The sequence below is a fragment of the Clostridium pascui genome, assembly GCF_016908015.1.
In the GTDB taxonomy this organism is placed as follows: Bacteria; Bacillota; Clostridia; order Clostridiales; family Clostridiaceae; genus Clostridium_AK; species Clostridium_AK pascui.
This window is the reverse complement of the sequence record NZ_JAFBDB010000006.1, coordinates 125991-150863: the sequence shown is the minus strand read 5'-3', so window position 1 is coordinate 150863 and position 24873 is coordinate 125991. Positions and strand designations below refer to the sequence as shown.

The 24873-nt window shown below is 32.5% G+C and carries 20 protein-coding genes and 1 pseudogene; 2 read left to right on the top strand and 19 right to left on the bottom strand.

Translation table 11 applies throughout. The features are described 5' to 3' along the window. Positions 1–53: 53 nt before the first annotated feature. From JOC70_RS14920 to JOC70_RS14900, 5 genes are all read right to left on the bottom strand, one after another. Positions 54–1073, bottom strand: a complete 1020-nt coding sequence (locus tag JOC70_RS14920) for an ABC transporter permease (RefSeq protein WP_204599690.1) — start codon at positions 1071–1073, stop codon at positions 54–56. A 3-nt stretch (positions 1074–1076) separates the two neighbouring features. Further along, positions 1077–2570, bottom strand: coding sequence for a sugar ABC transporter ATP-binding protein (locus JOC70_RS14915; protein ID WP_204599689.1), 1494 nt, complete (start codon positions 2568–2570; stop codon positions 1077–1079). Between the two features lie 110 nt (positions 2571–2680). Next, positions 2681–3673: a sugar ABC transporter substrate-binding protein gene (locus JOC70_RS14910; protein WP_204599688.1), complete on the bottom strand. Its 993-nt coding sequence runs from the start codon at positions 3671–3673 to the stop codon at positions 2681–2683. 286 nt (positions 3674–3959) lie between these two features. Beyond that, entirely contained in the window at positions 3960–6329 is a 2370-nt protein-coding gene (locus JOC70_RS14905; protein ID WP_204599687.1) for an AraC family transcriptional regulator, read from the bottom strand. Positions 6330–6558: 229 nt separating this feature from the next. Beyond that, positions 6559–7491 (bottom strand): LysR family transcriptional regulator, encoded by a 933-nt coding sequence (locus tag JOC70_RS14900; protein ID WP_204599686.1) that lies wholly within the window; start codon positions 7489–7491, stop codon positions 6559–6561. A gap of 216 nt (positions 7492–7707) precedes the next feature. On the opposite strand from JOC70_RS14900, the gene JOC70_RS14895 reads away from it, so the two are divergent. After that, the gene (locus JOC70_RS14895; RefSeq protein WP_204599685.1) at positions 7708–8427 is read left to right on the top strand and encodes a gamma-glutamyl-gamma-aminobutyrate hydrolase family protein; all 720 of its coding nucleotides are present in this window, start codon (positions 7708–7710) and stop codon (positions 8425–8427) included. Positions 8428–8478: 51 nt separating this feature from the next. Then, positions 8479–9948: an alanine/glycine:cation symporter family protein gene (locus tag JOC70_RS14890; protein WP_204599684.1), complete on the top strand. Its 1470-nt coding sequence runs from the start codon at positions 8479–8481 to the stop codon at positions 9946–9948. A gap of 172 nt (positions 9949–10120) precedes the next feature. Here JOC70_RS14890 and bioA read toward each other — a convergent pair whose 3' ends face one another. From bioA to JOC70_RS19560, 14 genes and pseudogenes are all read right to left on the bottom strand, one after another. After that, positions 10121–11479, bottom strand: a complete 1359-nt coding sequence (gene bioA, locus JOC70_RS14885) for an adenosylmethionine--8-amino-7-oxononanoate transaminase (protein WP_204599683.1) — start codon at positions 11477–11479, stop codon at positions 10121–10123. 16 nt (positions 11480–11495) lie between these two features. Beyond that, entirely contained in the window at positions 11496–12224 is a 729-nt protein-coding gene (bioD, locus tag JOC70_RS14880; protein WP_204599682.1) for a dethiobiotin synthase, read from the bottom strand. Beyond that, a complete protein-coding gene (gene bioB, locus JOC70_RS14875; RefSeq protein WP_204599681.1) occupies positions 12217–13200 on the bottom strand; it encodes a biotin synthase BioB in 984 nt (327 codons plus the stop codon). Before bioB ends, bioD begins: the two co-directional genes overlap by 8 nt. A gap of 24 nt (positions 13201–13224) precedes the next feature. Beyond that, the gene (locus JOC70_RS14870) at positions 13225–13779 is read right to left on the bottom strand and encodes a biotin transporter BioY (RefSeq protein WP_204599680.1); all 555 of its coding nucleotides are present in this window, start codon (positions 13777–13779) and stop codon (positions 13225–13227) included. A gap of 154 nt (positions 13780–13933) precedes the next feature. Further along, on the bottom strand, positions 13934–14527 hold the full coding sequence (locus tag JOC70_RS14865; protein ID WP_204599679.1) for a TetR/AcrR family transcriptional regulator: 594 nt from the start codon (positions 14525–14527) through the stop codon (positions 13934–13936). A gap of 161 nt (positions 14528–14688) precedes the next feature. Continuing rightward, entirely contained in the window at positions 14689–15462 is a 774-nt protein-coding gene (gene hadI, locus JOC70_RS14860; protein ID WP_204599678.1) for a 2-hydroxyisocaproyl-CoA dehydratase activator HadI, read from the bottom strand. 65 nt (positions 15463–15527) lie between these two features. After that, positions 15528–16649 (bottom strand): annotated as a pseudogene (locus JOC70_RS14855) (YkvI family membrane protein); the annotation flags it as partial. 155 nt (positions 16650–16804) lie between these two features. Further along, entirely contained in the window at positions 16805–17857 is a 1053-nt protein-coding gene (locus JOC70_RS14850) for an electron transfer flavoprotein subunit alpha/FixB family protein (RefSeq protein WP_204599677.1), read from the bottom strand. 17 nt (positions 17858–17874) lie between these two features. Then, positions 17875–18660, bottom strand: coding sequence for an electron transfer flavoprotein subunit beta (gene etfB, locus JOC70_RS14845; RefSeq protein ID WP_204599676.1), 786 nt, complete (start codon positions 18658–18660; stop codon positions 17875–17877). A gap of 38 nt (positions 18661–18698) precedes the next feature. Then, the gene (gene acdB / locus JOC70_RS14840; RefSeq protein WP_204599675.1) at positions 18699–19832 is read right to left on the bottom strand and encodes a putative isocaproyl-CoA dehydrogenase AcdB; all 1134 of its coding nucleotides are present in this window, start codon (positions 19830–19832) and stop codon (positions 18699–18701) included. A gap of 141 nt (positions 19833–19973) precedes the next feature. Continuing rightward, complete coding sequence (gene hadC / locus JOC70_RS14835; RefSeq protein ID WP_204599674.1) at positions 19974–21101, bottom strand: (R)-2-hydroxyisocaproyl-CoA dehydratase subunit beta; 1128 nt, start codon at positions 21099–21101, stop codon at positions 19974–19976. Beyond that, positions 21101–22333, bottom strand: a complete 1233-nt coding sequence (gene hadB / locus JOC70_RS14830) for a (R)-2-hydroxyisocaproyl-CoA dehydratase subunit alpha (protein WP_204599673.1) — start codon at positions 22331–22333, stop codon at positions 21101–21103. Before hadB ends, hadC begins: the two co-directional genes overlap by 1 nt. A gap of 64 nt (positions 22334–22397) precedes the next feature. Beyond that, positions 22398–23612: a CaiB/BaiF CoA transferase family protein gene (locus JOC70_RS14825; protein ID WP_204599672.1), complete on the bottom strand. Its 1215-nt coding sequence runs from the start codon at positions 23610–23612 to the stop codon at positions 22398–22400. Between the two features lie 557 nt (positions 23613–24169). Then, complete coding sequence (locus JOC70_RS19560) at positions 24170–24853, bottom strand: GntR family transcriptional regulator (protein ID WP_204599671.1); 684 nt, start codon at positions 24851–24853, stop codon at positions 24170–24172. Between the last annotated feature and the right edge of the window lie 20 nt (positions 24854–24873).

The following is a 24873-nucleotide window of genomic DNA, read 5'->3' as shown; positions in this document are numbered from 1 at the left end:
CCACCTATTTGGGTGTGATATCTGTTTTTCTAGCAGCTCCATTTTAATTGATACTATGCTGCTTGAGTTTTTGCTTTCTTTTCTGCTTGTCTTCTTAATACGTCTACATAAACAGCTCCAATGATAACTACACCAATTGCTATAGCCTGAACATCTGCAGATACTCCAAGAAGGTTAAGTCCATTTCTTAATACTGCCATTATCATAGCTCCAATAAGAGTTCCCCACACTGTACCTGAACCTCCCATAAAGGATGCTCCACCTATGATACATGCTGCTATTGCATCTAACTCATAATCAAGACCTGCTAGTGGGAACGTTGCATTAACTCTACCTGTAAGCACTATTCCAGCTATAGCTGCCATAGCTCCACAAAGCACATAAGCACGAACCAAAGTTTTATCTACATTTATACCTGAAAGTTTTGCAGCATCAAGATTTCCCCCAACTGCATATATATATCTTCCTTGTGCAGTTTTGTTTAAGAAAATTGAAAATCCTACAAACACAACTATTACTAAAATAAAGCTTATTGGTATCGGTCCAATAAAACCATTTCCTAAAAATTGAACTGACTTTGGAAATCCTGATAGCGGTGATGCTCCTGTTAAAATAAGTGCAAGTCCTCTTGCCACGTTTTTTGTTCCAAGGGTTGATATAAATGGATGTGGCAGTCTAAGTTTAGTAAGTAAAATTCCATTTAAATAACCAAGCCCTGTTCCAGCTGCTAAGCATAATAACATAGCTAGATATGGGTTCATGTGCCACTTAATAATTGCAACTCCCATAAGACAAGTTGAAAGTGCAACATTTGATCCAACTGAATTATCTATACCCGCCGTTAATATTACTAAAAGCATACCTACTGATATCAAGCTATTAATAGCTGATTGCCTGGCAATATTCATGACATTTGTCAGTGTGAAAAATTGCTCTGATGCAATTGTAAGACCAATACATAAAAGAATTAATCCAAGAAGGGACCCAAACTTGCTAATTGTATCTTTTACTGACTTTTTATCAGAACTTTGAAATCTTTCTCTTTTTTCATTTTCTAATCCCGTATTATTCATACCCTATACCTCCCCCGATGCTGCACGCATTATATTTTCCTGATTTGCATCTTTTCTATTTATTTCAGCTGTTATTTCCCCCTCATGCATAACATAAACTCTATCACTCATTCCAAGTATCTCAGGAAGCTCTGAAGAGACAATGATTACTGCACAGTTTTGCTTTATAAGTGAATTTAAAACATTATAAACCTCAACCTTTGCTCCAACATCAATTCCTCTTGTAGGTTCATCAAATATAAAGATATTAGCCTTTGTATTAAGCCACTTGGCTATTACAACTTTCTGCTGGTTTCCTCCGCTTAACTGTCTTACAATAAAATCTTCTGAAGGAGGATTTATGTTTAGCTTCTTTATATTTTCTTTAGTTAATTCTTTAAGCTTCTTAATATTTAAAAGCATTCCAGATGAACTTTTGTCATAAGAAGCTATATTAGTATTAAAATCTATCGTATTATCAAGTACCAACCCTTGTCCCTTTCTATCCTCAGTCAAAAATGCAATTCCATTTTTCATTGCATCCTTTGGGCAGGTTATCTTAACTTTCTTACCATTTATATATATCTCTCCCGAATCATGCTCATCTGCTCCAAATATGGCTCTCATAACCTCTGTTCTTCCTGCACCTACAAGGCCTGAAAAGCCTACAATTTCTCCCCTTTTAACGTTAAAAGATATGTTTTTAAATACACCTCTTCTATTTAAATTTTCAACTCTTAATGCCTCTTCATTAGCATTGGATTCTATTTTTGGATACTGCTGTTCTAGATTACGTCCAACCATAAGTCTTATAAGTCCATTTATATCTACCTTATCTATATCTAAAGTATCTATTTTTCGTCCATCTCTCATTACCGTAACCCTGTCGCATATTTCCATTACCTCATCCAGTCTATGAGATATATAAATAACTGCTATTCCCTTATTTTTCAGCTCTTTAACTGTTTTTAATAATTCCTTAACTTCTCTTTCTGCGAGGCTTGAAGTAGGCTCATCCATAATTAAAAGCTTAGTTTTAACGCTTAATGCCTTGGCAATTTCCACCATCTGCTGCTGTCCGATACCAAGCTTTGCAACATTAATTTTTGTATCAATTTTCTGACCTAATTCTTCTAAAAGCTCTTCTGATTTTTGTCTCATAACACTTATATCTAAAAGTCCCTTATTTCCGTTTTTCTTAATTTCTCTGCCTAGAAATACATTTTCTGCTACAGAAAGCTGCTTAACTATATTAAGTTCTTGATAAATAGCTGTTATTCCATAATTCATGGCATCTCTTGGTCCCTTGATGTTTGATTCTTTGCCCTCGATAATTATTTGTCCCGTTTCGTTTTTATGCGCACCAGTAAGTATTTTTATTAAGGTTGACTTACCTGCTCCATTTTCACCTACAAGTCCATGTACTTCTCCGGGATATATTTCTAAGTCAACTGAATCCAATGCTCTAACTCCAGGGAAAACTTTAGATACGCCCTTTAATTCCAAAAATGGCTGCATATAATCTAACACCCCATTCATTTATTATTTAAAGAATTGAATCCAAGTTATTAAAGCTTGGATTCAATCTAGTTAAATTCCCCAATTATTTTCTAGCAAATTACCCAAAATTATTTTCCTAGTATTTTGTCAAGCTCAGCTTGAACCTTATCAACGTTTTCACTTGTAACCATTGATGTTCCTGTATCTATTCTCTTATCTATGCTTTCTCCCTTAACTACTTTAGCTGCTGCTTCAACACCAAATTTTCCAATATTATATGCACTTTGAGCAACTGAACCTGTAAGTTCTCCAGCCTTTATTGCCTTTAACGCATCTGGTGATCCGTCAAATCCTACAACTATAACGCCCTTCTTTCCTGCCTGACTTAAAGCTCTAGTAGCACCAAGAGCCATTTCATCATTTGAGCAGAACACACCTTTGATATTTGGATTAGTTTGAATTAAGTTTTCCATAACTGACATACCCATATTTCTATCACTATTTGCTGGCTGAACAGCTACAACTTTTAAGCCGGCATCTTCCATAGCCTTTTTAGCTCCATTAGTACGATCGTCATGAGTTTTATCTCCTAAAGCTCCTCTTAAAACTACAACCTGGTCACCCTTTTGAAGTTTTCCTGCTATATACTTACCGCCAACTTCTCCACCTGCAAGGTTCCCAGTACCTATAAATGATTGTTTTTTATCCCAGTCAGCATCTGAGTCTATTAAAAGTACTGGAATTTTTGCTGCATCAGCCTTATCAAAGGTAGCTACTGCTGCACTTGGCTGAGATGGAGCTACTACTAAAGCAGATGCCTTATTAACTATTTGATCTTCCATAATAGAAGTTTGTCCTGCTATATCAGTTTCAGCATTTGGTCCAAGTACATCTACTTTTATTCCAAGTGCCTTACCTGCATCATCAGCTCCTGCCTTAACTTGCTTCCAATAATCACTGTTTACCGCCTTTAAAACTACTGCTATTCTTGTTTCAGTTTTTGCTGTGCCTTCTTTTCCACTTGTGTTGGTTTCTTTTGACTTACCGCAACCTGCTAATGAACCCATTATGACTGTAGTCACCGCTGCAAGGCTAAGTACCTTTAATAAGTTTTTTCTCATTTTAATATATCCCCCTTATTTAATTGAATGTTTTACACATTTGTTACTTCTCGTGCCGTCTTTATAATCATAAAACGTTTTCAAAAATCAACATAGTTCAAATGTTTATAAAAGATTTAATTTTCTAACTATTTCCCTTGTTTAAAATTTGATTATTTGTTTAAAAATTAAAGCATTGTTAAATAATTACCAAAATTCCCTTGAAAAGTTAGATATAAAGAAAGACTTAATATTAAAGCTATGCTAATACCAAGTCTTTTTCTACATTTAGGCTATACTGTTTATCCTATTGATATATACTATTTATATTGTTTCTAAATTGATTTGGAGACACTCCATAGTATTTCTTGAAAGCCGTATAAAAATAATTGAAGTTTTCGAAGCCTATTTTTATTGAAATTTCTTTTGCTGTTAGCTCTGTAGTCTTTAAAAGCTCCTTAGCTTTTTCAAATCTAACCTCATTTATATAATTAGAAATAGATTTACCTTCACTTTCCTTGAACATAGTCCTTAAGTAATTTGGAGAAAGCCTCATTTCTGATGCTATCACCTCTAAGGCTAATAACTGATCGCAGTAGTTTTGATTTATATACTTTTTTACACTTTCAATTACATCATTTTTTCTATTGGACTTCTTCTCTTTTATTTGAATTAAAACACTTTTATATATATTTAGGAAGTAATCTTTAACTTCATCTATAGTTTCATAATTAAATAAATTATCAGTGAGTTCTTTAATGTCTATATAAGCATTTTCCTTGCTCATGTGACAAATATTATTTATAACCTTTTGAGAGTTAATTCCAAATTGAGTAATAGAAATTCTCATATCGCTATAGGACATTTTCTTCAGTATACTAAATACTTTATCAAGTTCAGTTTCTACCTCATCAAGGTTTCCCAGCTTTACAGCCTTAAAAAGTGCTTCTGGATGTGCATCTTCATACTTACTTTCCCCGGAAATATCCTGGGTTATTTGTTCATTAATCAGTATTGATTTAGGTCCATATTTAAACCGATAATTAATATAGTCTTTGGCAGTCTTGTATGCAACAGACGCTTCCTCAAGTCTTTCTGCATATCTTCCTATTGATGCAGAAAGAGAAATATTTAATCTATTAAGTACTGTTTCCTGGATTTCTTGGATTAACTGGACTATTTTATTTGTTAATTCATCATCTATTTTATCTTTGACCTTGATAATAAGACATATTTCATCCTCTTCCAATCCTATAATCTCACAATCAAAATATTCTTTGGATATATTAGAAAGCTCAATATATAAATTGCGTTTTAAACTTTTAAATTCTACATCTCCCTTTTCTTTTATAAGTTTTTTATAAAAATCCATCTTAAATAATACTATAGCCATATTTCTGCTAGCTACCTCAAAACCTACTTCCTTTAACTTTACTTTGAAACTTTCAAACTCTGTAACCATATTTAAAAGCAGAGCTTTAAGCAGTTGATTTCTAATGAAATATAAATCCTTATCCGAAAGCTTTGCAAAGGATATCGGCTTATTCATAAGAGTATCTACTACCTTTGTAACATATTCCATTTCATTTCTCGAATTTTCTTCAATACCTAGTTCTTTATTTATATCCTCATCAACATCTAAATATTTTTTAACTGTATTTACTGTTTCTGCAATTGGCTTATATATTTTTTTAGAGGTGAATACTGAATATCCTAGTCCAAATAAAAATAATAAAATAAATGCTAAAATCAAAAATCTGCTCATTCCTCTAATACTTTCAATCAAGGTATCATACCTTACTATATTTAAAAAAAATAAGTCTAGTTTCTTGCTGTATCTATAGGTTACTATTGATGGACTTTCTTCAATATTGACTAAAAAACTTCCCTGTTTATTTTTAGAATTTATTATCTTATCAACATAATTTAAATTTGATATATCTTTTAAAAACATATCTTCATCTGAATGTAAAATTACTTGGCCTTTTTTATTTATAGCCATCAAATTATAATCGCTTTCTGACATATTGTGAAAATAGGCTTGTACAGAATTTGCATCAAGATTTAAAACTATAGCTCCATATGGATTTCCATCTATATCCGACTTTGAATTTGATAAAATTAAGGTAAGTATATTCCTCTTATATTCCTCTCCATTGATTGGTACGGTTATCTGTCTTGAGATAAAATTTGAACTGAGTGATTCAGTGGACTCTTTAAGTCTCTTCATTATATCGCTATCATAAAACAAGGAATAATAAGATGAGTTTCCATCGGATGAATATATCATCTTATTATTACGGTTGTAAACGTACACAGATTGGATAGATGGAATCATAGCAGCAGCTTGTTTTACCTTTAAATATGGTGAAAAACCTAACTTGGAATTACTATTATAATCAAACATCAAATTATAAACCTGCTCATCTAAATACAATTTGTATATGTACGACTTTGCCCAGTCAAGAGTATACCCCGTATAGTACTCTGCTTGATTTATAATATTTTCAGATACCCTGCTGGATTGTTCAACAATTTGCTTTTTATAGCCTTTATATAAGACAAACATGGTCGTTAAAAGAAAGAGAACTATGAAGATAACATAAGAAAGCATTAGTTTATGAAAGGTATTTTTTGCTTTTATATTCTTTTTAAACTTTTGATATATATTGTTCATATATATATCCCCCCATTTAACATTAACAAATCACAATACAAAAACCCTTCCTCTAAATTTCAAAAATGTTTACAAGAACTGATATTAATTTTGTACTAAAAAGTCATATTAATATTATATTAGTTTATTCATAATTTTTCAATAAAATGTAATATATACAAATAACTTCTTTTGCATCATCTAGTGCGTTATCTATTTCAAAACAAATATTGTACTTAAATTTTTCACCCTACCCTTCCATAGTTTGTATAACCTTATAGATAAATTCCTCAGCTATAGGAGATATAATATAATTTTTACGTTTAATCCAGCCAATTTCAAAATTAAAATCTGGTGACTTAATTGGAATGGGCCTAATTTTTTCGTAAGCCTTTTCTTCTTTATATGCTACTGCATTATTGGAACAGATGCTAAATGCATCAGTTCGATAAAGCAAGTCATATAAGCAAGCTCTATTTGAAATATAAATCTTACTAGTTCGCGCTAGCTGGTTGATACTGCTTACAGTAGACATTTCATTAGCTGAACTGTAAAAAATATCACCGTATGATGCAATGAATGGATATATAGATAACTCTTTTATATCAACACTTTCAATATCCTTATAAAAATACGGATTTAATGTACTTACAATAACATATGGCAGCTCCATAGAAAGACGCGTATATTCAAGCTCCTTAAGCTTTAATACTCGCTTAATTGACTTCCTCTGCAAGGATGTAAATATGATTATTCCTATGTCCGCATTTTGCTGGCATACATCCTCAATAACCCCTTTTGTAGTGTTTTCATTATGGGAAAAATAAATATTTTCTTCGCGATGTTTTTGATATATATCAACAAAAACATTATAAACAAACTTTAATGTAACTGTGGATACTGAAAAAATCTTTCTATTTTCATGAATTACATGCTGGCAAATTTCTTCTAGCTGCAAAAACTGTTGATAAACAGGTCTTGAATAAGCTAAAAACTGCTCTCCAAATTCCGTAAGCTCAATTCCTTTTGTAGTTCTAATGAACAATGATGCTCCTAGTTCCATTTCTAAATTTTTAATAGAAAGACTTAGATTGGGCTGTGAAATATAAAGATTTTGCGCTGCTTTACTTATAGATGCTGTTTTAGCGATTTCTATAACCTGCTGAATTTGCTTAAATTCCATGTGAATTACTCCTTCCATCCAGTTGTTATATGCAATTCATCGGTAAAAAGTACTAAGCTGCCAAAGTACCAAATATATAGATATGTAATTTATATGGATATATATACAAATTATATATTACCATCCATAAAATGTCTAATGTTATACTAAAAATATAAACCCGCAGCTGGTGGCCAAAGCTTCGGTAAAAGCTTTCAATACAAAGGAGGGATATTTATGAAGCCAGTTATATTAATTTCTGCTGTCCGTAATTTAAAAAATTCTAAAGAAAAGTTCATGTTGCATGAAAGCTATGTGAATGCAGTACGCGCTGCTGGTGGTACTCCAATATTAGCACCAATTACAAATGATTTAGATGAAGTTAAATCATATGTTTCCATGTGCGATGGCTTGGTTTTACCTGGTGGTGAAGATGTTTCCCCTATGCTATTAAATGAAGAGCCTATACGTGGTATTGGCTATGTCAGCGCAGAACGTGACCGTTTTGAATTTATGCTATTTGAAGAAGCAAGAAGGCAAGACAAGCCCATACTTGGCATATGTAAGGGCTGTCAAATTATAGCTCTGTCCACTGGCGGTAAAATTTATCAAGATATCTTTACTCAACATCCAAATACTATTGAGCATAATCAACCTGAGGAACAATTAGGAGAATTATTTCACAGCATTTCTTTAACTCCAGATAGTAAATTATATGAATTATTTAAAAGTGAATGCATACTAGCAAACTCTTGGCATCATCAGGCAGTTCGCTGTGTTGGTACAGAGCTAAGAGTTACCGCAAAATCCTCAGATGGTATTATCGAGGGAATTGAATCTATTGACGGCTTGATGATGGGCGTACAGTGGCACCCTGAACTCTTATTTGAAAAGCATCCTGAGCAACTATTTATATACAGACAACTAATTGAAACGTGCATAAGGAAACGTGGTTAAAGAAAAATTTGGGGCGTATGAAGTTAATTAATTAAGAAAGGGGCATTATTTATGGAGATATTAAATATGATTGTTAGCTGGCTATGGGGAGCTCCCGCAATTATTCTTCTATTTGCAGTGGGTCTTTTATATGCATCAAAAACTAAATTTCTACAATTTAGAAAGTTAGGTTATATACTTAAAAAAACAGGTGGCTCTATGTTTAAAAAAGGTTCAGGAGACGGAACACTTTCTCCATTCCAAGCTGCTGCTACAGCTATATCAGGCAGTGTTGGAACTGGAAATATGGCCGGTGTAGCTTCTGCCATCGTTTCTGGTGGCCCAGGTGCAATCTTTTGGATGTGGGTTATCGCACTTTTTGGTATGCTTACAAAAATGGTAGAATGTACTTTGGCTGTATTTTACCGTGAAAAAGATGATAAAGGAAGCTACTATGGTGGACCTATGTTCTATATGACAAAGGGTCTTGGTCCAAAATGGAAGCCTATAGCAGCCTTCTTTTCAATCACTATCATTACTGGTGGTTTGGGAACTGCAGCATTCCTACAGCCATATACTATTGCAGAATCCATGAATAATATGTTTGGCGTACCTCAATGGATTTCCGTTACCATAGCTGCTGCTGCTACTGGTGCAGTTATTTTGGGTGGTTTTAAATCCATTGGCAGCTTTTGTGAGAAACTTGGTCCATTTATGTGCTTATTTTACGTGGTTGCTGGATCAATTTGTCTTATAATAAACTTTTCAAACATTCCACGCGCATTCGGCCTAATTTTTCAATATGCCTTCTCTAGTTTTCAGCCTGTAGCTGGAGGTGTAATTGGTATCGCAGTTACTCAGGCCATGAAATTCGGTGCAGCACGTGGTACCTTTTCTAACGAAGCAGGAGCTGGCTCATCGCCTATGGTTCATGCAACCGCTACAACTGACCATCCATTTAAGCAAGGCATGTGGGGCTGCTTTGAAGTGTTTGTTGATACAATTTGTGTATGTAGTATGACCGCATTAGTTATCCTTACGAGCAATATTGATGTTTGGGCCAGCGGTAAAAAAGGTCTTGCTCTAACTATGGCAGCATTTAATAGCGCCCTTGGTCCAGTAGGTGTTTTTGTAGTTGGTGTTAGTCTTTGTCTATTTGCCTTTTCTTCAATGTGCGGTTGGGAGTTCGAATATGAAACCTCTATTGTTTATTTATTTGGTAATAAGCATCTTAAATTATGGCGTTTGTTATGGTTAGTTCCATCATTTTTAACATTACTACAAACTAGTGAGAGTGTATGGGCTGTTGTAGATATTTGCGCAGGTCTTTGGGTTATACCAAATGTAACGGCTCTGTTATTCTTAAGTGGTGCATTTATGACAATTTATAAAGATTATGAAGATAAATATTTTAATAAAATAAAACCACTTGGTGGTAAGATTGAATATAATGGTCATTATTTCGACTGTTCCGGTGAGTTAACTAATAAGGAAGCGCTTGCTGAGGTGGGAGTAAAGGAATCTTTTAATAGTTCTGTTTAAGCTTTAAAACGGCTTTATTTATAAACTTAAAATAGCGTATAGAGCCTCCTACTATCTGAGTGGCATCGAGTTTAGGAGGCTTAGTTATTTTAAATTTATAAATATTAGCCGTTTTTAGCGAAATAAACACCTTCATAAGATGAAAATTTCATGCGACCGATTCAACATTATCTTAAAATATCGTGCTTTTCATAAAGTATTCTTCTATACTCTGGAAACAAGTATCCACCATAAACATTATTTCCTCTTCACTAATAATATATGGAGGAATAAAATATAGTACATTCCCGATAGGCCTTAATAACAACCCTTTTCTAAGAGCAATTTTATAAATCTCATAACCTATCCTCATATCCCAAGGATAGCCTTCCTTGATGGATTTATCTTTTACTATTTCAATGGCTGTTATCATGCCTATACTTCTTACTTCACCTATATGCTTTAAACTTTTTGCCTTTTCTAGAGTAAGTTTTCTTATTAGCTTACCTTTTTCCTTATTTGTTTCTATAATATTATATTCTTCAAATATTTTTAGATTCTCTAAAGCAATTGCGCAAGCCATAGCATTGCCTGAATAAGTATGACTATGAAGAAATGATCTTCTCTCATTATAATCTCCATAAAAACAATCATATACTTCGTCAGTGGTTAAAACTACAGACATAGGCATATATCCAGCAGAAATCCCCTTTGAAAGACACATGAAGTCAGGACTTATTTGAGCATGATTACAAGCAAACATTTCCCCAGTTCTGCCAAATCCCATTGCAATTTCGTCTACAATAAAATGTATATCATATTTATCACAAAGCTTACGCAGCTTCTTTAAATAAATAGGTGAATAAATTTTCATACCTGCAGCTCCCTGAACCATAGGTTCAACTATTACAGCACTTATCTCTTCATGATTTTCAATTATTCTCTTTTCCATGACTTCAAAGCACTCTGCATTACAATTATCCCTAAAGCAATTGTATTTACACCTATAGCAGTCAGGTCCTTCCACTCTTATGGTATCTAGAAGCAGAGGTTTGTACACCTTATTAAATTCATCAATATCACAAACTGACAAGGCACCTAAAGTTTCTCCATGGTATGCATCACTTAAAGCCACAAATCTCTTCTTTTTGGTATTCCCCTTTTGCATGTTATAATGAAAACTCATCTTTAATGCTATTTCCACTGCTGAAGACCCATTATCAGAAAAAAACACTTTCTTAAGCCTGCTCGGTGTTATATTTACAAGTTTTTCTGCTAACTCTATAGCAGGCTTATTTGAAAAATTTGCAAATATGACATGTTCAATTCTATCTATTTGCTTTTTTATTGCCTCATTTATTCTCTTATTGCTGTGTCCCAGGGTATTTGTCCACCAAGATGATATACAGTCTAAATATTTATTTCCATGAATATCATAAAGCCAAACCCCTTCTCCTTTTTCTATAACTATTGGATTAAGTTCCTCATAGTCCTTCATTTGTGCGCAGGGGTGCCATATATACTTTAAATCCCTTTTTACGTAATCATTCATATCCACACCTCATCCTTTATTTAAGTTCTTCCATACATTCTATTATTTTCAGAGGGTGAAAAGCCTCTTCAGCATTTCTTCTTATGGCTTCTATCATATCTTCCTCTAAATTTTCAATACTTTTTAACTTTCCTATAATAGGTACTTTAGTAAGCTTTTCTATCATTTCAATATTATCATCACAAAGGAAATTATCTTTATAATTGTTTACTATAATACCTTTAATTTTAATTCCTAAGTTTTCTATATATTTTACTGTGATCACTGTATGATTTATTGTTCCAAGACCAGCCCTTGCAACAACAATAACACTCATATTCAAATCCTTGATAAGATTTTCAAGGCTATATAATCCTCTTTCATGATCTATCAATGGACATACTATTCCACCGCTGCCTTCAGCAATTATAAAATCATACTTTTCCTTTAAATAAGTGTACTTTTTTCTTACTATATCCAAATCCATTGGATTATTTTCAAGTTTTGCTGCAAGATGAGGTGATACTGCTGTCTTATAAACATAGGGTGTGATGTTTTCATATGCTTCTTCTAATTTACTCACTTCACTTACAAGCTTGGTATCACCTGGAATAAGCTTATTACCTATTTCTAAAGCACCGCTGAGTGCCGCTTTAAAATAAGTAGCCTTATATCCATTGCTTCTAAGTACATGCATAAGTCCAGCAGTTACAACAGTTTTGCCCACATCAGTATCAGTTCCAACTATGAATACTCCCTTAGCCATTTCTTCTGACCTCCAGCTTTAAATCACTTACCATTTTCTTATCATCACATATTTTATTGCCTGATGTTGTCAGATAGTTTCCCGTAATTGTAGCATTGGCTCCTGCATTGAAACAATTTTTACCAAATTCATCAATGAGGTTTCTTCCTCCAGCAAGTCTTATAAACGCTTTCGGATTAACAAATCTAAAGATGGCAATAGTTTTTAGTATTTCATCTTGACTTAATCTTCCTTGGTTTTCTAAAGGTGTTCCTTTCACTGGATTTAATACATTTATAGGAATGGATTGAACATCTAAATCCCTTAGCTGAAAAGCTAATTTAACTCTGTCATCTAAGCTTTCTCCAAGGCCGATAATTCCTCCTGAGCAAACAGCCATGCCAGCTTTTTTAGCTGCATTTATAGTATCTATTCTTTCATCATAACTGTGAGTTGTACATATTCTTTCGTAATAGTCTCTGCTGGTTTCCAAATTATGATGATACATAGTTACTCCAGTTTCTCTTAGACTAAGCAGCTCACCATATCCTAGTATTCCTAAGGATGCACACAAATCCATTTTAACTTCTTTATTTAGCTCTTCGTAAACCTCTAAGACCTTCTCAAAGTCACTGCCAATAATTCCTCTGCCGCTGGTTACTAATGAAAATCTATTCACTCCTTCATTTTCGCTTTCCTTTGCAAGCTTTAAAGCTGCTTCCTTTGAAACTAAATCATATACTTCTACATTAGTTCTGTAATGGGCAGATTGAGCACAAAACTTACAGTCCTCAGAGCAGTGCCCTGACTTTGCATTCATAATGCTGCAAAGATCTACCTCTCTGCCGCAAAAAGACTCCCTTATGTTATTAGCACTATTACATAGCTCTGCTATGTCATCCTTTTCTTCAATACTTACTAATTTCATAGCATCTTCAAAACTTATATGCTGTTCTCCTATAACCTTTTTCTCTAACCCCTTAATAAACTCTTTCATTTTATATTTCCCCCTTATTATTTTCTAAACAATATGTCCACTTTTTCTTAATATAGGTAATATTTTTATTGAAACATAGGCTGCAAATACTGTTAGTACCAGATCTCCCCCTATGCAAACTATAAAGCCATAAAAAAATGCAAAATAAAAAGAAATGCTTTTCCCTAGATACAGATTATAACTAATGTATAAATATATGACTCCAAATAAGTATATAAAAAACAGACCGGAAAGCAGCATAAATATTGTCTTAATAAAGGTCAGCTCCTTAACACTTTCTCTTATTTTACCTATGACATAGGCCGCTATAATAAACCCTATAAGATATCCAAAGGTAGGTTTAAATATATAGTTGAAGCCTCCACCTTCAGTAAATACAGGTACTCCCAAAAGTCCAATGGATACATAAACTATTTGAGATAAAGCCCCTAGTCTTGAACCTAAAATCACACCAGCCAAGGCACAAAATAAATATTGAAGGGTAAAAGGCACATAAGGTATGGGTATTTTAATAAATGCTCCAATTGCTGTTAATGCGGCAAACATAGCCACTAAAATTAAATTTCTTGTACTTCTCATAAAATATACTCCTCTTACAATATTTTCTTTCTTGTATCAATAATAATAAATAACATCATAATTGTCAACTTGTATATCATTTCAGGTTTACAATCGATACAAAAAAAAGAAGCATATGACTGCCCTATTGCTTCTAGATAATTTCATTCTAATATTATTTATTAATCTTAATGCTTTTTACAAATACCATAATGACTTCATTAATATACTTTACTAAATCATAAGGGCCTTCTCTTCTCGCCCAGTCAAAACAATATCCCCTTATTATGGTAATAATCATATTAACCAATTTATCTACAGTATAATCAGTAGATATTTGTCCTTTTTCTTGTCCACGATTTATGATTTTATTTAATTCACTATAAAGAATACGGTTATTTTCCTCATAATAATTTTCTTTGCTTCCAATAGGAAATGTAGAATTAAGTACTTTACATTTTTTGAAACCTATTAATGTAGCATACTCAGCAAATCCCTCACAAAATTTAATTATATTTTCTATTTCATCTTCATTATTTAATTTTTCTAGAACATTTTCCTTAAAGTATCCATCTATTAAGCCAAATAATTCTATAAGTAGATCTAACTTATTCTCAAAATAATGATAAAATGTTCCGGCTGAAATATCTGCTGCTTCACAAATCATTCGAACAGTCACTTTTTCAAATGCCACTTCATTCATCAAATCCATTGCCTTATCAGTAATAATTTTTCTCTTTTCAAATTGCTTTTCTTCTATGTTAGTCATAAAATAAATTCACCACCTAGAATAATATATTTTAATGAATATTTAATATTATTGAAAACTTATTAAATATTCCATATTTTTATTATATTTTATTTTTAATAATATGTCAAAAAAGGAATACTTAACCTAATAAAGATAAAGTATTCCCATTTATTATTTCTCTATTTTAATTCCTCAAATGCGTAGATAGCTGCACCCAGTGCCCCAGTCAATTGCGCTAATTCCGGTACTTTTATATCATGACCTAATTCTTTTTTCATAGCTCTAACTACTCCACTATTTCTAGCCACCCCACCTACCATGGCTACTTTATCCTCAATACCCATTCTCATTGCAAGAGCAGCTACACGTCTTACTACTGAAGTATGAATTCCTGCTATTATATCCTCTTTTTCTGCATTTGCTGACAGATGAGATATCACCTCTGATTCAGCAAATACAGTACACGTACTGCTAATTGAAACTTCATTTTTAGATTTCTCTGATATTTGTCCTAGCTTAGAAACATCTGTTTCAAGAACTCTAGCCATAACATCTAAAAATCTCCCTGTACCAGCAGCACACTTATCATTCATTATAAAATTTATAAGCTTACCCTTATCATTTAACTTCATAACCTTAGCATCTTGCCCACCAATATCTATAATAGTTCTTACTTCTGGTATTAAAAATGCTACTCCTTTGGCATGACAGCTTAATTCACTTATTTGTTTATCTGCATCTTTGTATTGAATTCTACCATAACCCGTAACTACTGTTTTCGCTATATCCTTTTCTGTTAAATTAGATTTTTCTTTTAATTCTCTTATTAGTTTTTCAGGTCCACTAGTTCCAGTTCCAACAGGTATTACGACACTTATAACAATTTCTTTTCCATCTTTTATAATTACACCTTTAGAAGTAGTAGATCCTATATCCAATCCCATTGTATACATTTGTATCTCCCTCTTCATAAAATATTTTATAATCTATTAATCCGTTATTATACTTCTAAGGATGATACACTATCCTTTTCTTTTTTAAACCTACTATTTTTTATTCTTCCTACAACTATGCATGGAATTACCACAACAAATATACCTAGTATTCCAACATATCCATAACCCACAACAACAATTTTGGTTAATCCAAATAAGGAAATTCCCATAGAAAACAACATACAAACTAAAGAAATCAGGCCTCTTTTTGTTTTAATATTCTCAGGTTTCTTAAAGATTTTTTCAAATCTAGCCACTGCTCCAAATACACAACCTATACCTGTTGATACAAATGCAAGGAATAGTACTGTTGAATAAGCTACTAATAAAAATTTGCTATTTAACTGCTTACATACATATAAAAGCGGTAAGGTTTGCTTTAAAGTCCCTGGTACCCATGATAATAGCATTAAGCAGGATAATGTTATCATCACACCATTTAAAATAATGCCTAGAACTACTGACTTATTAATAGCTGCATCAGATTTTAAGTTGTCACTTGCACTAAGTACAATAGCAACAACAAAAGATTGATAACCAGCATATCTAAGTCCACTATATAAAGTTGTTCCTATAGATGAAGGTGAATATTTTGTTGCAACAAGATGTGATAAATTTGATGAATTACTAGATATACCCACAATTACTATGATTGTTAAGAATATTAGTATTAATAGAGTTATAATAGTTGACGCTTTCCTTATTAAATCTGCTCCATATATAGTTAGTATATAAAAAACAGCACCTGTAATTAAAACTCCTACTAGATAATTTAATCCAAAACTCTCCAGTAAAGAAGCTGACCCTGCTATGGATCCTCCTGTACCTAATAATACTATCATTAAATATCCTAGTTCAAAAATAACAGAAAAAACTTTATCATAAGGTGCATACATTTTTTTTGACCAGCTTTTATAGTCATAGGTTCCATAGTTTCTTGCTAGTATTAATGACTCTCTATAAGTTAATCCTATAATTGTAATTATGACTGCAGGTAACCATATAGAATTCCAGCCATGTTTAACAAAAAAATTCATTGTCTGGTTACCAGTTGCAAATCCCCCTCCTACATGAGCCCCAAACCATACTGCTGCTACTTCAAAAGCAGTTAAAAGTCCTACCTTAGATTTTGAATTTTCACTCATATTATCCTCTCCATATCTATAAAATTAGGTATAATTTTTATATTCTGCAGTCACTTTAAGATAATTAGATTAGATATTTAGGTTTGTTTTATAATGTTATCCCTTATTCTAATATGACTATATTAGAACAGGGATGACCATTATAAATAACTCAGTTACTTCGCTATTTTGCTTTCTTCAAATAATTCTGTAATACGCTCTTCATCATCTAATAACTCTAGTAACTTAGGTACCACATCATATAAGTCTCCAACTATTCCATAGTCTGCAACTTCAAATATTGGAGCTGATTCATTTTTATTTATAGCAATTATTATATCTGATTCCTGCATACCAGCTAAATGTTGTATAGCACCTGAAATACCGCATGCTATATAAACTGTTGGTTTTACTGTTGTTCCTGTTTGTCCTACTTGATGTGAATTATCAATCCATCCAGCATCTACAGCTGCACGAGAAGATCCAACCACTCCGCCTAATCTATCGGCTAACCTTTTTAATAACTTAAAACCATCAGCATTTCCAAGTCCAAGCCCCCCCGATACAATGAAGTTTGCTTCTGTTAATGATACTAATTCCTTTTTAAATTTAACTATTTCTACAACTTCAGTTCTTATATCTTTTTTAGTTAAATTTACACTTAACTTCACAACTTCTCCTTTTTTATTTTCATCCCTTTCAGCTTTATCCATGACACCTGGTCTTACTGTAGACATTTGCGGTCTATTATTAGGACATATAATTGTTGCCATAATATTTCCGCCAAAAGCTGGACGAGTTTGTCTGAGTTTTTTGTCTTCGGGATCTATATCTAGCTTAGTGCAGTCAGCTGTTAATCCAGTATCTAGTTTTGATGCTATTCTAGGAGCTAAATCTCTTCCAATATGAGTTGCACCTATTAATATAATTTCAGGTTTAATATCATTTACTGCATCAACTATAACTTTTGTATATCCATCAGTAGTATAATTTTCTAGTAGTGGACTATTAGCATAATAAACCTTATTTGCTCCAAATTTGATTAATTCATCTGCTAAATTATCAACATTATGTCCAAGTAAAATGGCACATAATTCTACTCCTATGTCATTAGCTATCTTTCTACCTTCCCCTAATAATTCAATGACTACTGGAGTTATTTTACCTTGTCTTTGTTCTGCAATTACCCAAACATTTTTATAAGCACTTAAATCTTTATTTATATCCATATTATCCTCCAATCATTTTATATAATATGTTTTTGTTTCAAGCCTACAAGTAGTTTTTCCACAACTTCTTGTGTTGACCCTTTCAGCATAATACCTTTGCCTTTAGGTTCTGGAGTAAATGATTTAAACACTTTAGTTGGAGAAGCTTGAAGACCAACTCCTTCTTTTGTTATATCTAAATCATCAATAGTCCAAGTTATTATTTCCTTTTCATATGCCTCAAATATTTTATCAACAGCCATATATCTAGGAATATTCAATGCACTTACAGCGGTTAGTAAAATAGGTTTTTTAACTTTAATTGTTTCATATCCATCTTCTAATTGCCTTTGTACTGTTATTTCATCACCATTAATTTTAAAATCTTGAACATAGGTAACTTGTGGGATGTCCAACTTTTCAGAAATTTGTGGACCTACCTGAGCTGTATCTCCATCTATAGCTTGTCTACCGGCAAATATAATATCATAGTCTTTAATTTTCCTAATTGCTGAAGCAATAACTTTTGAAGTCGCCCAAGTATCAGAACCTGCAAAAGCCCTATCACTTATCAAGTAAGCCTCATCTGCCCCCATTGCAAGACACTCTCTTAACATAACCTCTGCCTGAGGTGGCCCCATTGTAACAACTGAGACAATTACATTTTCATCTGCATCTTTTAATCTTAAAGCCTCTTCAAGTGCATTTGCATCATCTGGATTTAATATACTTGGAACACCCTCCCTTATTAATGTACCTGTTTTAGGATCTATTTTCACTTCTGTTGTATCTGGAACTTGTTTAACACATACTACTATCCTCAAATCTTTACCCTCCAATTTCATTTATTTGTGAGTATATACTAGCCAAGAACTTTTCCCGCAATAACCATCTGCTGAACTTGAGATGTTCCTTCATATATGGATGTAATTCTAGCATCTCTATATATTCTTTCTATTGGATAATCTTTCATATATCCATATCCACCATGTAATTGTAATGCTTTATAAGCTACTTCGTTTGCTACTTCAGCTGCATAATATTTAGCCATTGCAGATTCAAACCCTGGATTTATGCCGGCATCTTTCTTCTGTGCAGCATCATATACAAGCAATCTTGCCGCTTGAACTTTTGTTTGCATATCTGCAATCACAAATTGAGTATTTTGAAATTTTGCTAAAGGTTTATTAAATTGAACCCTTTCCTTAACATATTTCACAGCTTCATCTAATGCACCTTGAGCTATTCCAAGAGCTTGTGCAGCCACTCCAATTCTACCAATATCAAGTGTGTTTAGAGCAATATTAAATCCTTTACCTTCTTTTCCAATAAGATTTTCTTTAGGGATTTTTACATTTTGAAATATTAAATCTGCTGTTTCAGTGCCCCTGATGCCCATTTTGTTTTCATGAGCGCCTGTTGAAAAGCCATCCCACTTGCTTTCAACTATAAATGCTGAAATTCCTTTTGTTCCTTTACCTTTTTCAGTCACTGCTGTTACGATAGCAAAATCACAAATAGGTGCATTTGTAATAAATGTTTTTCTTCCATTTAAAATATAATAATCTCCATCTAAAACCGCTGTAGTTTGAGTAGCACCAGCGTCAGATCCTGCTCCTGGTTCAGTAAGTCCAAAAGCTCCAATATATTCCCCTGTTGCAAGAGGCTTTAAATATCTTTGTTTTTGCTCTTCTGTTCCATAATTAAGCAAAGGTAATGCTACCAATGATGCCCCTGCTGTTATAAATGTTCCAGTAGAAGCACAACGCCTGCTAATTTCCTCCATTATTATAGTGTAAGAAACGTAATCTGCACCAGCTCCACCATATTCCTTAGGTATTACTGGACTAATAAATTTATATTTTGCAAGCTTTTCTATTAATTCTTTAGGCAATTTACCCTCAGTATCAAGTTGCTCCGGAATATCTATCAATTCCTTAGCTACAAAATCCCTTACAGATTTTCTTAAAAGTTCATGTTCTTTCTTAAATAACATACTTTCCTCCTTTTAAATTTACGCCTTTAGTAAACTGCAGCAATTCTTCATTGTAGATTTTAATTTCATAATCTTTTTCCCATAAAAAACTGCTGCATGGCTTACAAAGGAAATTTAATTATTTTTTTATATGAAATATTTTCATAATATTTCTGAGAATGTTTGAATTCTTGTTCTTATTTGTTCAGTGCTCTTATTTTGTTGATCCACCTCTATCATTGTTGTAGGGATGCCTTCTTTTTCAATATCTTTTTTAACTATTGGATAATCATATTCTTCAGGATCACAGAATTTCATCATTGCAAATACTACGCCCTGGATTCCTTTATCTTTAGCTTCTTTTGCAATCATTGTACCTCTAACTTTTTTAGGGTCATATGCTAAAGAACATCCTTCAATATTGCTCCATTGTCTTGCTAATCTATCTAATGCATTTTTACCTTCAGGAACATCGGTTCTGAATTGTCTGCTTTCCTGAGCTAAATCATCAGCTACTATTCTTAACTTGTTCTCTTCAAAAACATCAAGCATTTCTTTGGAATCTAATAATATCCCAGTCACCAATACTGTTTTGCCATCATATTTTTCTTCTGGTAAATTACCTAATAAATCATTTAATTCTTTTACTATTTTTGTATGCTCATCTTTTCTCATGAAGAAACCACTTTTAATAACAATATTTCTTTCATAGTTATTGATTGTATTAGGATGTTTAGCTGCTTGATCTACAAATTCTCTCATTACTTTTCTGTGTTCATTGTATATTCCTATACTATTTTGTAACTCCTCTTCAGTTATTTCTTTGCCTCTAATCTTCTCTATTTTTTCTTTTACATGTTTGTATTCAGAAACTAAATACTCTACACCAGCTTCTAACTTTCTATTTTGAGGATGAACTAAAGCAATATATGGGACATTTTTTATAGCACTTTTCCAATTTTGTCCCATACAGTTCAATGTATCACACATACCTGGAATAATAACCGCTGATAAATCATCATATATACCTTTTAAGCCGAACTCCATACATGATTGCATTATTGAGCAGCAAAATGCTGGATAATATTGTTTGGCCAAATTTACTTCAACGTCGCCTCCCCAAATGCCTATTGGAAGCATATCTGCTGCATATACTATCTCTTCTGGAGTATATACAGGAAAACATCCTATTGCTTTATTTCCTGTTTTTTCTTTGTAATTAGAAACAACTTTTTTAGGATTTTTAATAGCTTCCTCTAACTTAGATACAATGCTTTTTATATTATCCATTACTTGTCTCCTCCTTTCTTTCTTTCTTCCATAACTTCTACTAAAGCTTGAAGTCTTGTTTCAAATTGAGCCTTACTGAAACTTCTTGGGTCTGCTTGATCTCCATCAAATCCTGCATATGGTATACCAGTTTCTTCAAAAACCTTTCTTTCCATTTCATATTGAATGAAACTCATTAATTTACAGCTTCTATTCATATGGTAAAATGCTCCGTCACAATTTCCATCTATCAAGGAATCTATTCTGTATTTACTCATTGCGTCTAAATTAACATTGTTAAACATGCTGCTGTAAGCTCTAGCCATTCCATCTAAGTCATTTGCTTCATATTGTAATGCCCATGCATGAGGATAAACGCTTCCGGTCATATTAACTCCATAACTTGATAACGTTCTCATTTTATAACCGATATATGGCCAGCAAGGAATCCCTTCCATCATAATTCTATATTTTTCTTCCCCTCTAAATGAAGTTTGCTTATTCTTAATATTTTCTTCTAATTCAGAAATTAATAATTTAAAAGCTTCTGTGGTTTCTTTTTTGCCTCTATAGCATACAATAACAGCCATATAAGTAAATAAATCAAATCCATTCATTGGTGATGGAAAAGCTCCTGATGGTAAACTCATAGAGTACTTCCAGAGTCTTCCGTTCTCAGCGGAAATCTTCATAACTTCTTCTAATTTTTTAGGATCAAATTTCCTTCCAGAAATCTTTTCAAGTTGTTTTATAGCCTCTTCAAATTGTGCTCTAAGGTATTTTATTCTGCTCTCTGTTACCTGATCTTCATTATTAAATGTGGTATCAATCATTATTAGTGGTATATCTAGTTCTTTTGCAATGTTTTCATACCACTTAATAACTTGATTGCAAATATTATTACAACAGCATATAAAGTCAGGCTTTGGCATATTTAAGTTTTCCGAGCCACCTTTTTCTAGTAATCCAAAATTTGTTCTTGCATATGCACATAAATCAATTGAATATCCAATGCTTTCAGCTGCTTCACAAAGAGATAACGACTCTTTCTTAGCTGCAACACCTGCAGCCTGATTCTCTGGATATAATACATCTAATCCAAATGCTTCTACCAATTCCTGTGGAAATACAGAGGTTGCCCATCCAACTGGTTTCCCTTCTTCTCTTGCCTTCCAAGCATCTGCGTATGATTTAGCTAGTATGCCATTGATCACCTCGGCAGCTCTCTTTTTTTCATCTTTCTTATCTGCCATAAATATTTCGCCCCTTTCTAACATTCAACATTCTTGTCCCTCTATATTAAGAGCTTTTCATAGCTTATCTTATTGCTTTCTCTTTTCTCATTTCTTCTATTTCTTCTTTGCTGTATCCTAACCCTAAAAGAATTTCCTCAGTATCTTCCCCAAGTTTTGGTGAAGGTTTATATGGCTTAATTCCAGATTCATTAAATTTAACAGGTGTATTAACTAACACGCCGGTATTTCCATTGTCATATGTTTTCTTAAATAAATAATCATTTGCCCATGCTTGCTCATCTTCTAGTATATCTTCACAAGTTTGTAATTTTTCATATGGCAAATCAGCTTTATCTAATAATTCAGCCCATTCTCCTAAAGTCTTTTTAATCATTTCTTGCTCTAATATTCCCACAAAGGTTTCAACATGTTTTACTACTTCATCTTGAGTATTAAATCTCTCATCTTCAATTAAGTCCAATCTGTTTATTACTTCCTTACAGAACTTAGGAAACCACTTATCATATGAAAGTAAAGCTAATTGTATCCATCTATCATCTTTACATTTAAAAGTCGTTGCTAATGGATTATTAGGCGTTCTTCTTGATAATGGCATTTTATTTCCATATTGTGCTGTAGTAATCATTAATCCCATACCAAATATAGCTGTATGATATAAGCTTACTGTTACTCTATCGCCTTTACCAGTTTGTGTCTTTTTATGAAGCGCTGCCAATATACCAGCTGCTAAACTCATACCAGCATAATGATCACCAAAACCTGCATTGGTATTAGCTGGTGATGTTCCTTTTTCCATTAAAGATATACTTACAGCGCCTCTTGCAAAGTATGCAGTGTAGTCAAACCCAGGCTTGTCCTTAAGAGGTCCTTTTTCTCCATAGCCTAATATATGAGCATGAATTAATCCAGGGTATTTATCTTTTAATTGTTCATAGGAAAGTCCACTTCTTTCTAAGGCCTTTTCTCTTACATTTGTTATAAAAACATCTGCATCTTGAAGCAATTTTCCTAATACTTCTTTACCTTTTTCACTTCCGGTATTTATAGCAATCCCCATCTTGTTTCCATTTTCAAGTTCAAACATAGGGTTTTCTTCATCTTTTGCAGGTGCATTATAAACCGGACCTACTATTCTTAAGTTATCTCCTTGAACTGGCTCTACTTTAATTACCTCTGCTCCCCAGTCAGCTAGTACTTTTGCACAACTAGGTGCTGCTACAAAGCTTGATAGTTCAACTATCTTTACACCTTCTAAAGCTAAACCATTTTTGTCCATTTTTTTATTCCCCCTTAAAAATTTGGTTTTATGGTTAATTACGAAAGTAGCAATTGAAGTAAATATTAGAACTTACTATATTGAAATGGTTAAATGAACTTTGTTTTTAATAGGCAAATTCACACCAACTCAAGCCAAATAATTAGTGTTAAAGTAATTTATCATATTGACAAAGTGATTTGATTTATGAAAGATATAAACTATGATTTATTAATGAAATTTCTTGAAGCTTTTCAGTATTATTCGATGTAATTATATGAAATTAGAATATGTTTTAGAATATATTTTAGAATTAATTCTAGAATGCGTTCTAATATTTATAACTTTATTATACTCTTTTGGGATTACTTGTAAATAAAAACCATTAACAAAATTTGTGTTTTTTTTAACAATTTTTTCACATTTTTTTAATACTTAAGTAAAAATTATAAAAGTTAATGGATATAATAAAGAACTTTTCAAATTGAAACCTTTAAAGTATTCTTCCATAAACAAAAAAACACTTAATAATTAATTTTCATTAATTATTAAGTGTTTTTTATAAATAGTAATTTAGTTTAATTACAAGAACCATCTTCTTCCAACTTTTCTTTTGGTGGTTGAAGTACCTTTTTAAAAATCTGTTCAGCAGCTTTATAATGTTTCTCAGTAAGCGTCATAGCTAATTGATAATCCTTAGCTCTAAATGCATCCATTATTTTTTTATGTATATCGATACCGTCTTCCTGAATTTGAAATGTCTCTGCCTCATAGTAATTTCTAACAAGCATTTCATGAAGAACGTTATATTCATCAAAAATCTTTTTTAATCTTCCGTTTTGGGAGTATTCAATAAACGTTTTATGAAATTTATAATCATAATCATAAAATTTATCAGTTCCTATATGCTTTTCTTGAAGCAGCACATACTCTTCTAAATCTTTGCAAACTTCTTCTATATTAGACTTTTCAAAAGACAACTTTATTCCAGTGTTAACTACATACAAAAGTACTTCATTTATTTCAAGAAAAAAATCGTAATCAAAATCAACTACTGTTGCTCCAGATTTATCAATAGATGTAATAAGTCCATCCTGATTTAAGCGGTTTATAGCATCTCGAATAGGAGATGAACTAACCTCAAATCTTTTTTGCAGCGTTCTATTGACTAGTTTTGTTCCAAAGGGGATTTCTCTTTTTAATATTTCCATTTTTAATATATCATAAATTTGATCACTTAAAGTTTTTTTGTTAATTAACACGCTATTACTCCTGTCTTTTT

Excerpts from the sequence above, each read along its gene's own strand:
- JOC70_RS14920 (WP_204599690.1), bottom strand. The coding sequence starts at position 1,073 with ATGAATAATACGGGATTAGAAAATGAAAAAAGAGAAAGATTTCAAAGT.
- JOC70_RS14915 (WP_204599689.1), bottom strand. The coding sequence starts at position 2,570 with ATGCAGCCATTTTTGGAATTAAAGGGCGTATCTAAAGTTTTCCCTGGA.
- JOC70_RS14910 (WP_204599688.1), bottom strand. The coding sequence starts at position 3,673 with ATGAGAAAAAACTTATTAAAGGTACTTAGCCTTGCAGCGGTGACTACA.
- JOC70_RS14905 (WP_204599687.1), bottom strand. The coding sequence starts at position 6,329 with ATGAACAATATATATCAAAAGTTTAAAAAGAATATAAAAGCAAAAAAT.
- JOC70_RS14900 (WP_204599686.1), bottom strand. The coding sequence starts at position 7,491 with ATGGAATTTAAGCAAATTCAGCAGGTTATAGAAATCGCTAAAACAGCA.
- JOC70_RS14895 (WP_204599685.1), top strand. The coding sequence starts at position 7,708 with ATGAAGCCAGTTATATTAATTTCTGCTGTCCGTAATTTAAAAAATTCT.
- JOC70_RS14890 (WP_204599684.1), top strand. The coding sequence starts at position 8,479 with ATGGAGATATTAAATATGATTGTTAGCTGGCTATGGGGAGCTCCCGCA.
- bioA (WP_204599683.1), bottom strand. The coding sequence starts at position 11,479 with ATGAATGATTACGTAAAAAGGGATTTAAAGTATATATGGCACCCCTGC.
- bioD (WP_204599682.1), bottom strand. The coding sequence starts at position 12,224 with ATGGCTAAGGGAGTATTCATAGTTGGAACTGATACTGATGTGGGCAAA.
- bioB (WP_204599681.1), bottom strand. The coding sequence starts at position 13,200 with ATGAAAGAGTTTATTAAGGGGTTAGAGAAAAAGGTTATAGGAGAACAG.
- JOC70_RS14870 (WP_204599680.1), bottom strand. The coding sequence starts at position 13,779 with ATGAGAAGTACAAGAAATTTAATTTTAGTGGCTATGTTTGCCGCATTA.
- JOC70_RS14865 (WP_204599679.1), bottom strand. The coding sequence starts at position 14,527 with ATGACTAACATAGAAGAAAAGCAATTTGAAAAGAGAAAAATTATTACT.
- hadI (WP_204599678.1), bottom strand. The coding sequence starts at position 15,462 with ATGTATACAATGGGATTGGATATAGGATCTACTACTTCTAAAGGTGTA.
- JOC70_RS14850 (WP_204599677.1), bottom strand. The coding sequence starts at position 17,857 with ATGGATATAAATAAAGATTTAAGTGCTTATAAAAATGTTTGGGTAATT.
- acdB (WP_204599675.1), bottom strand. The coding sequence starts at position 19,832 with ATGTTATTTAAGAAAGAACATGAACTTTTAAGAAAATCTGTAAGGGAT.
- hadC (WP_204599674.1), bottom strand. The coding sequence starts at position 21,101 with ATGGATAATATAAAAAGCATTGTATCTAAGTTAGAGGAAGCTATTAAA.
- hadB (WP_204599673.1), bottom strand. The coding sequence starts at position 22,333 with ATGGCAGATAAGAAAGATGAAAAAAAGAGAGCTGCCGAGGTGATCAAT.
- JOC70_RS14825 (WP_204599672.1), bottom strand. The coding sequence starts at position 23,612 with ATGGACAAAAATGGTTTAGCTTTAGAAGGTGTAAAGATAGTTGAACTA.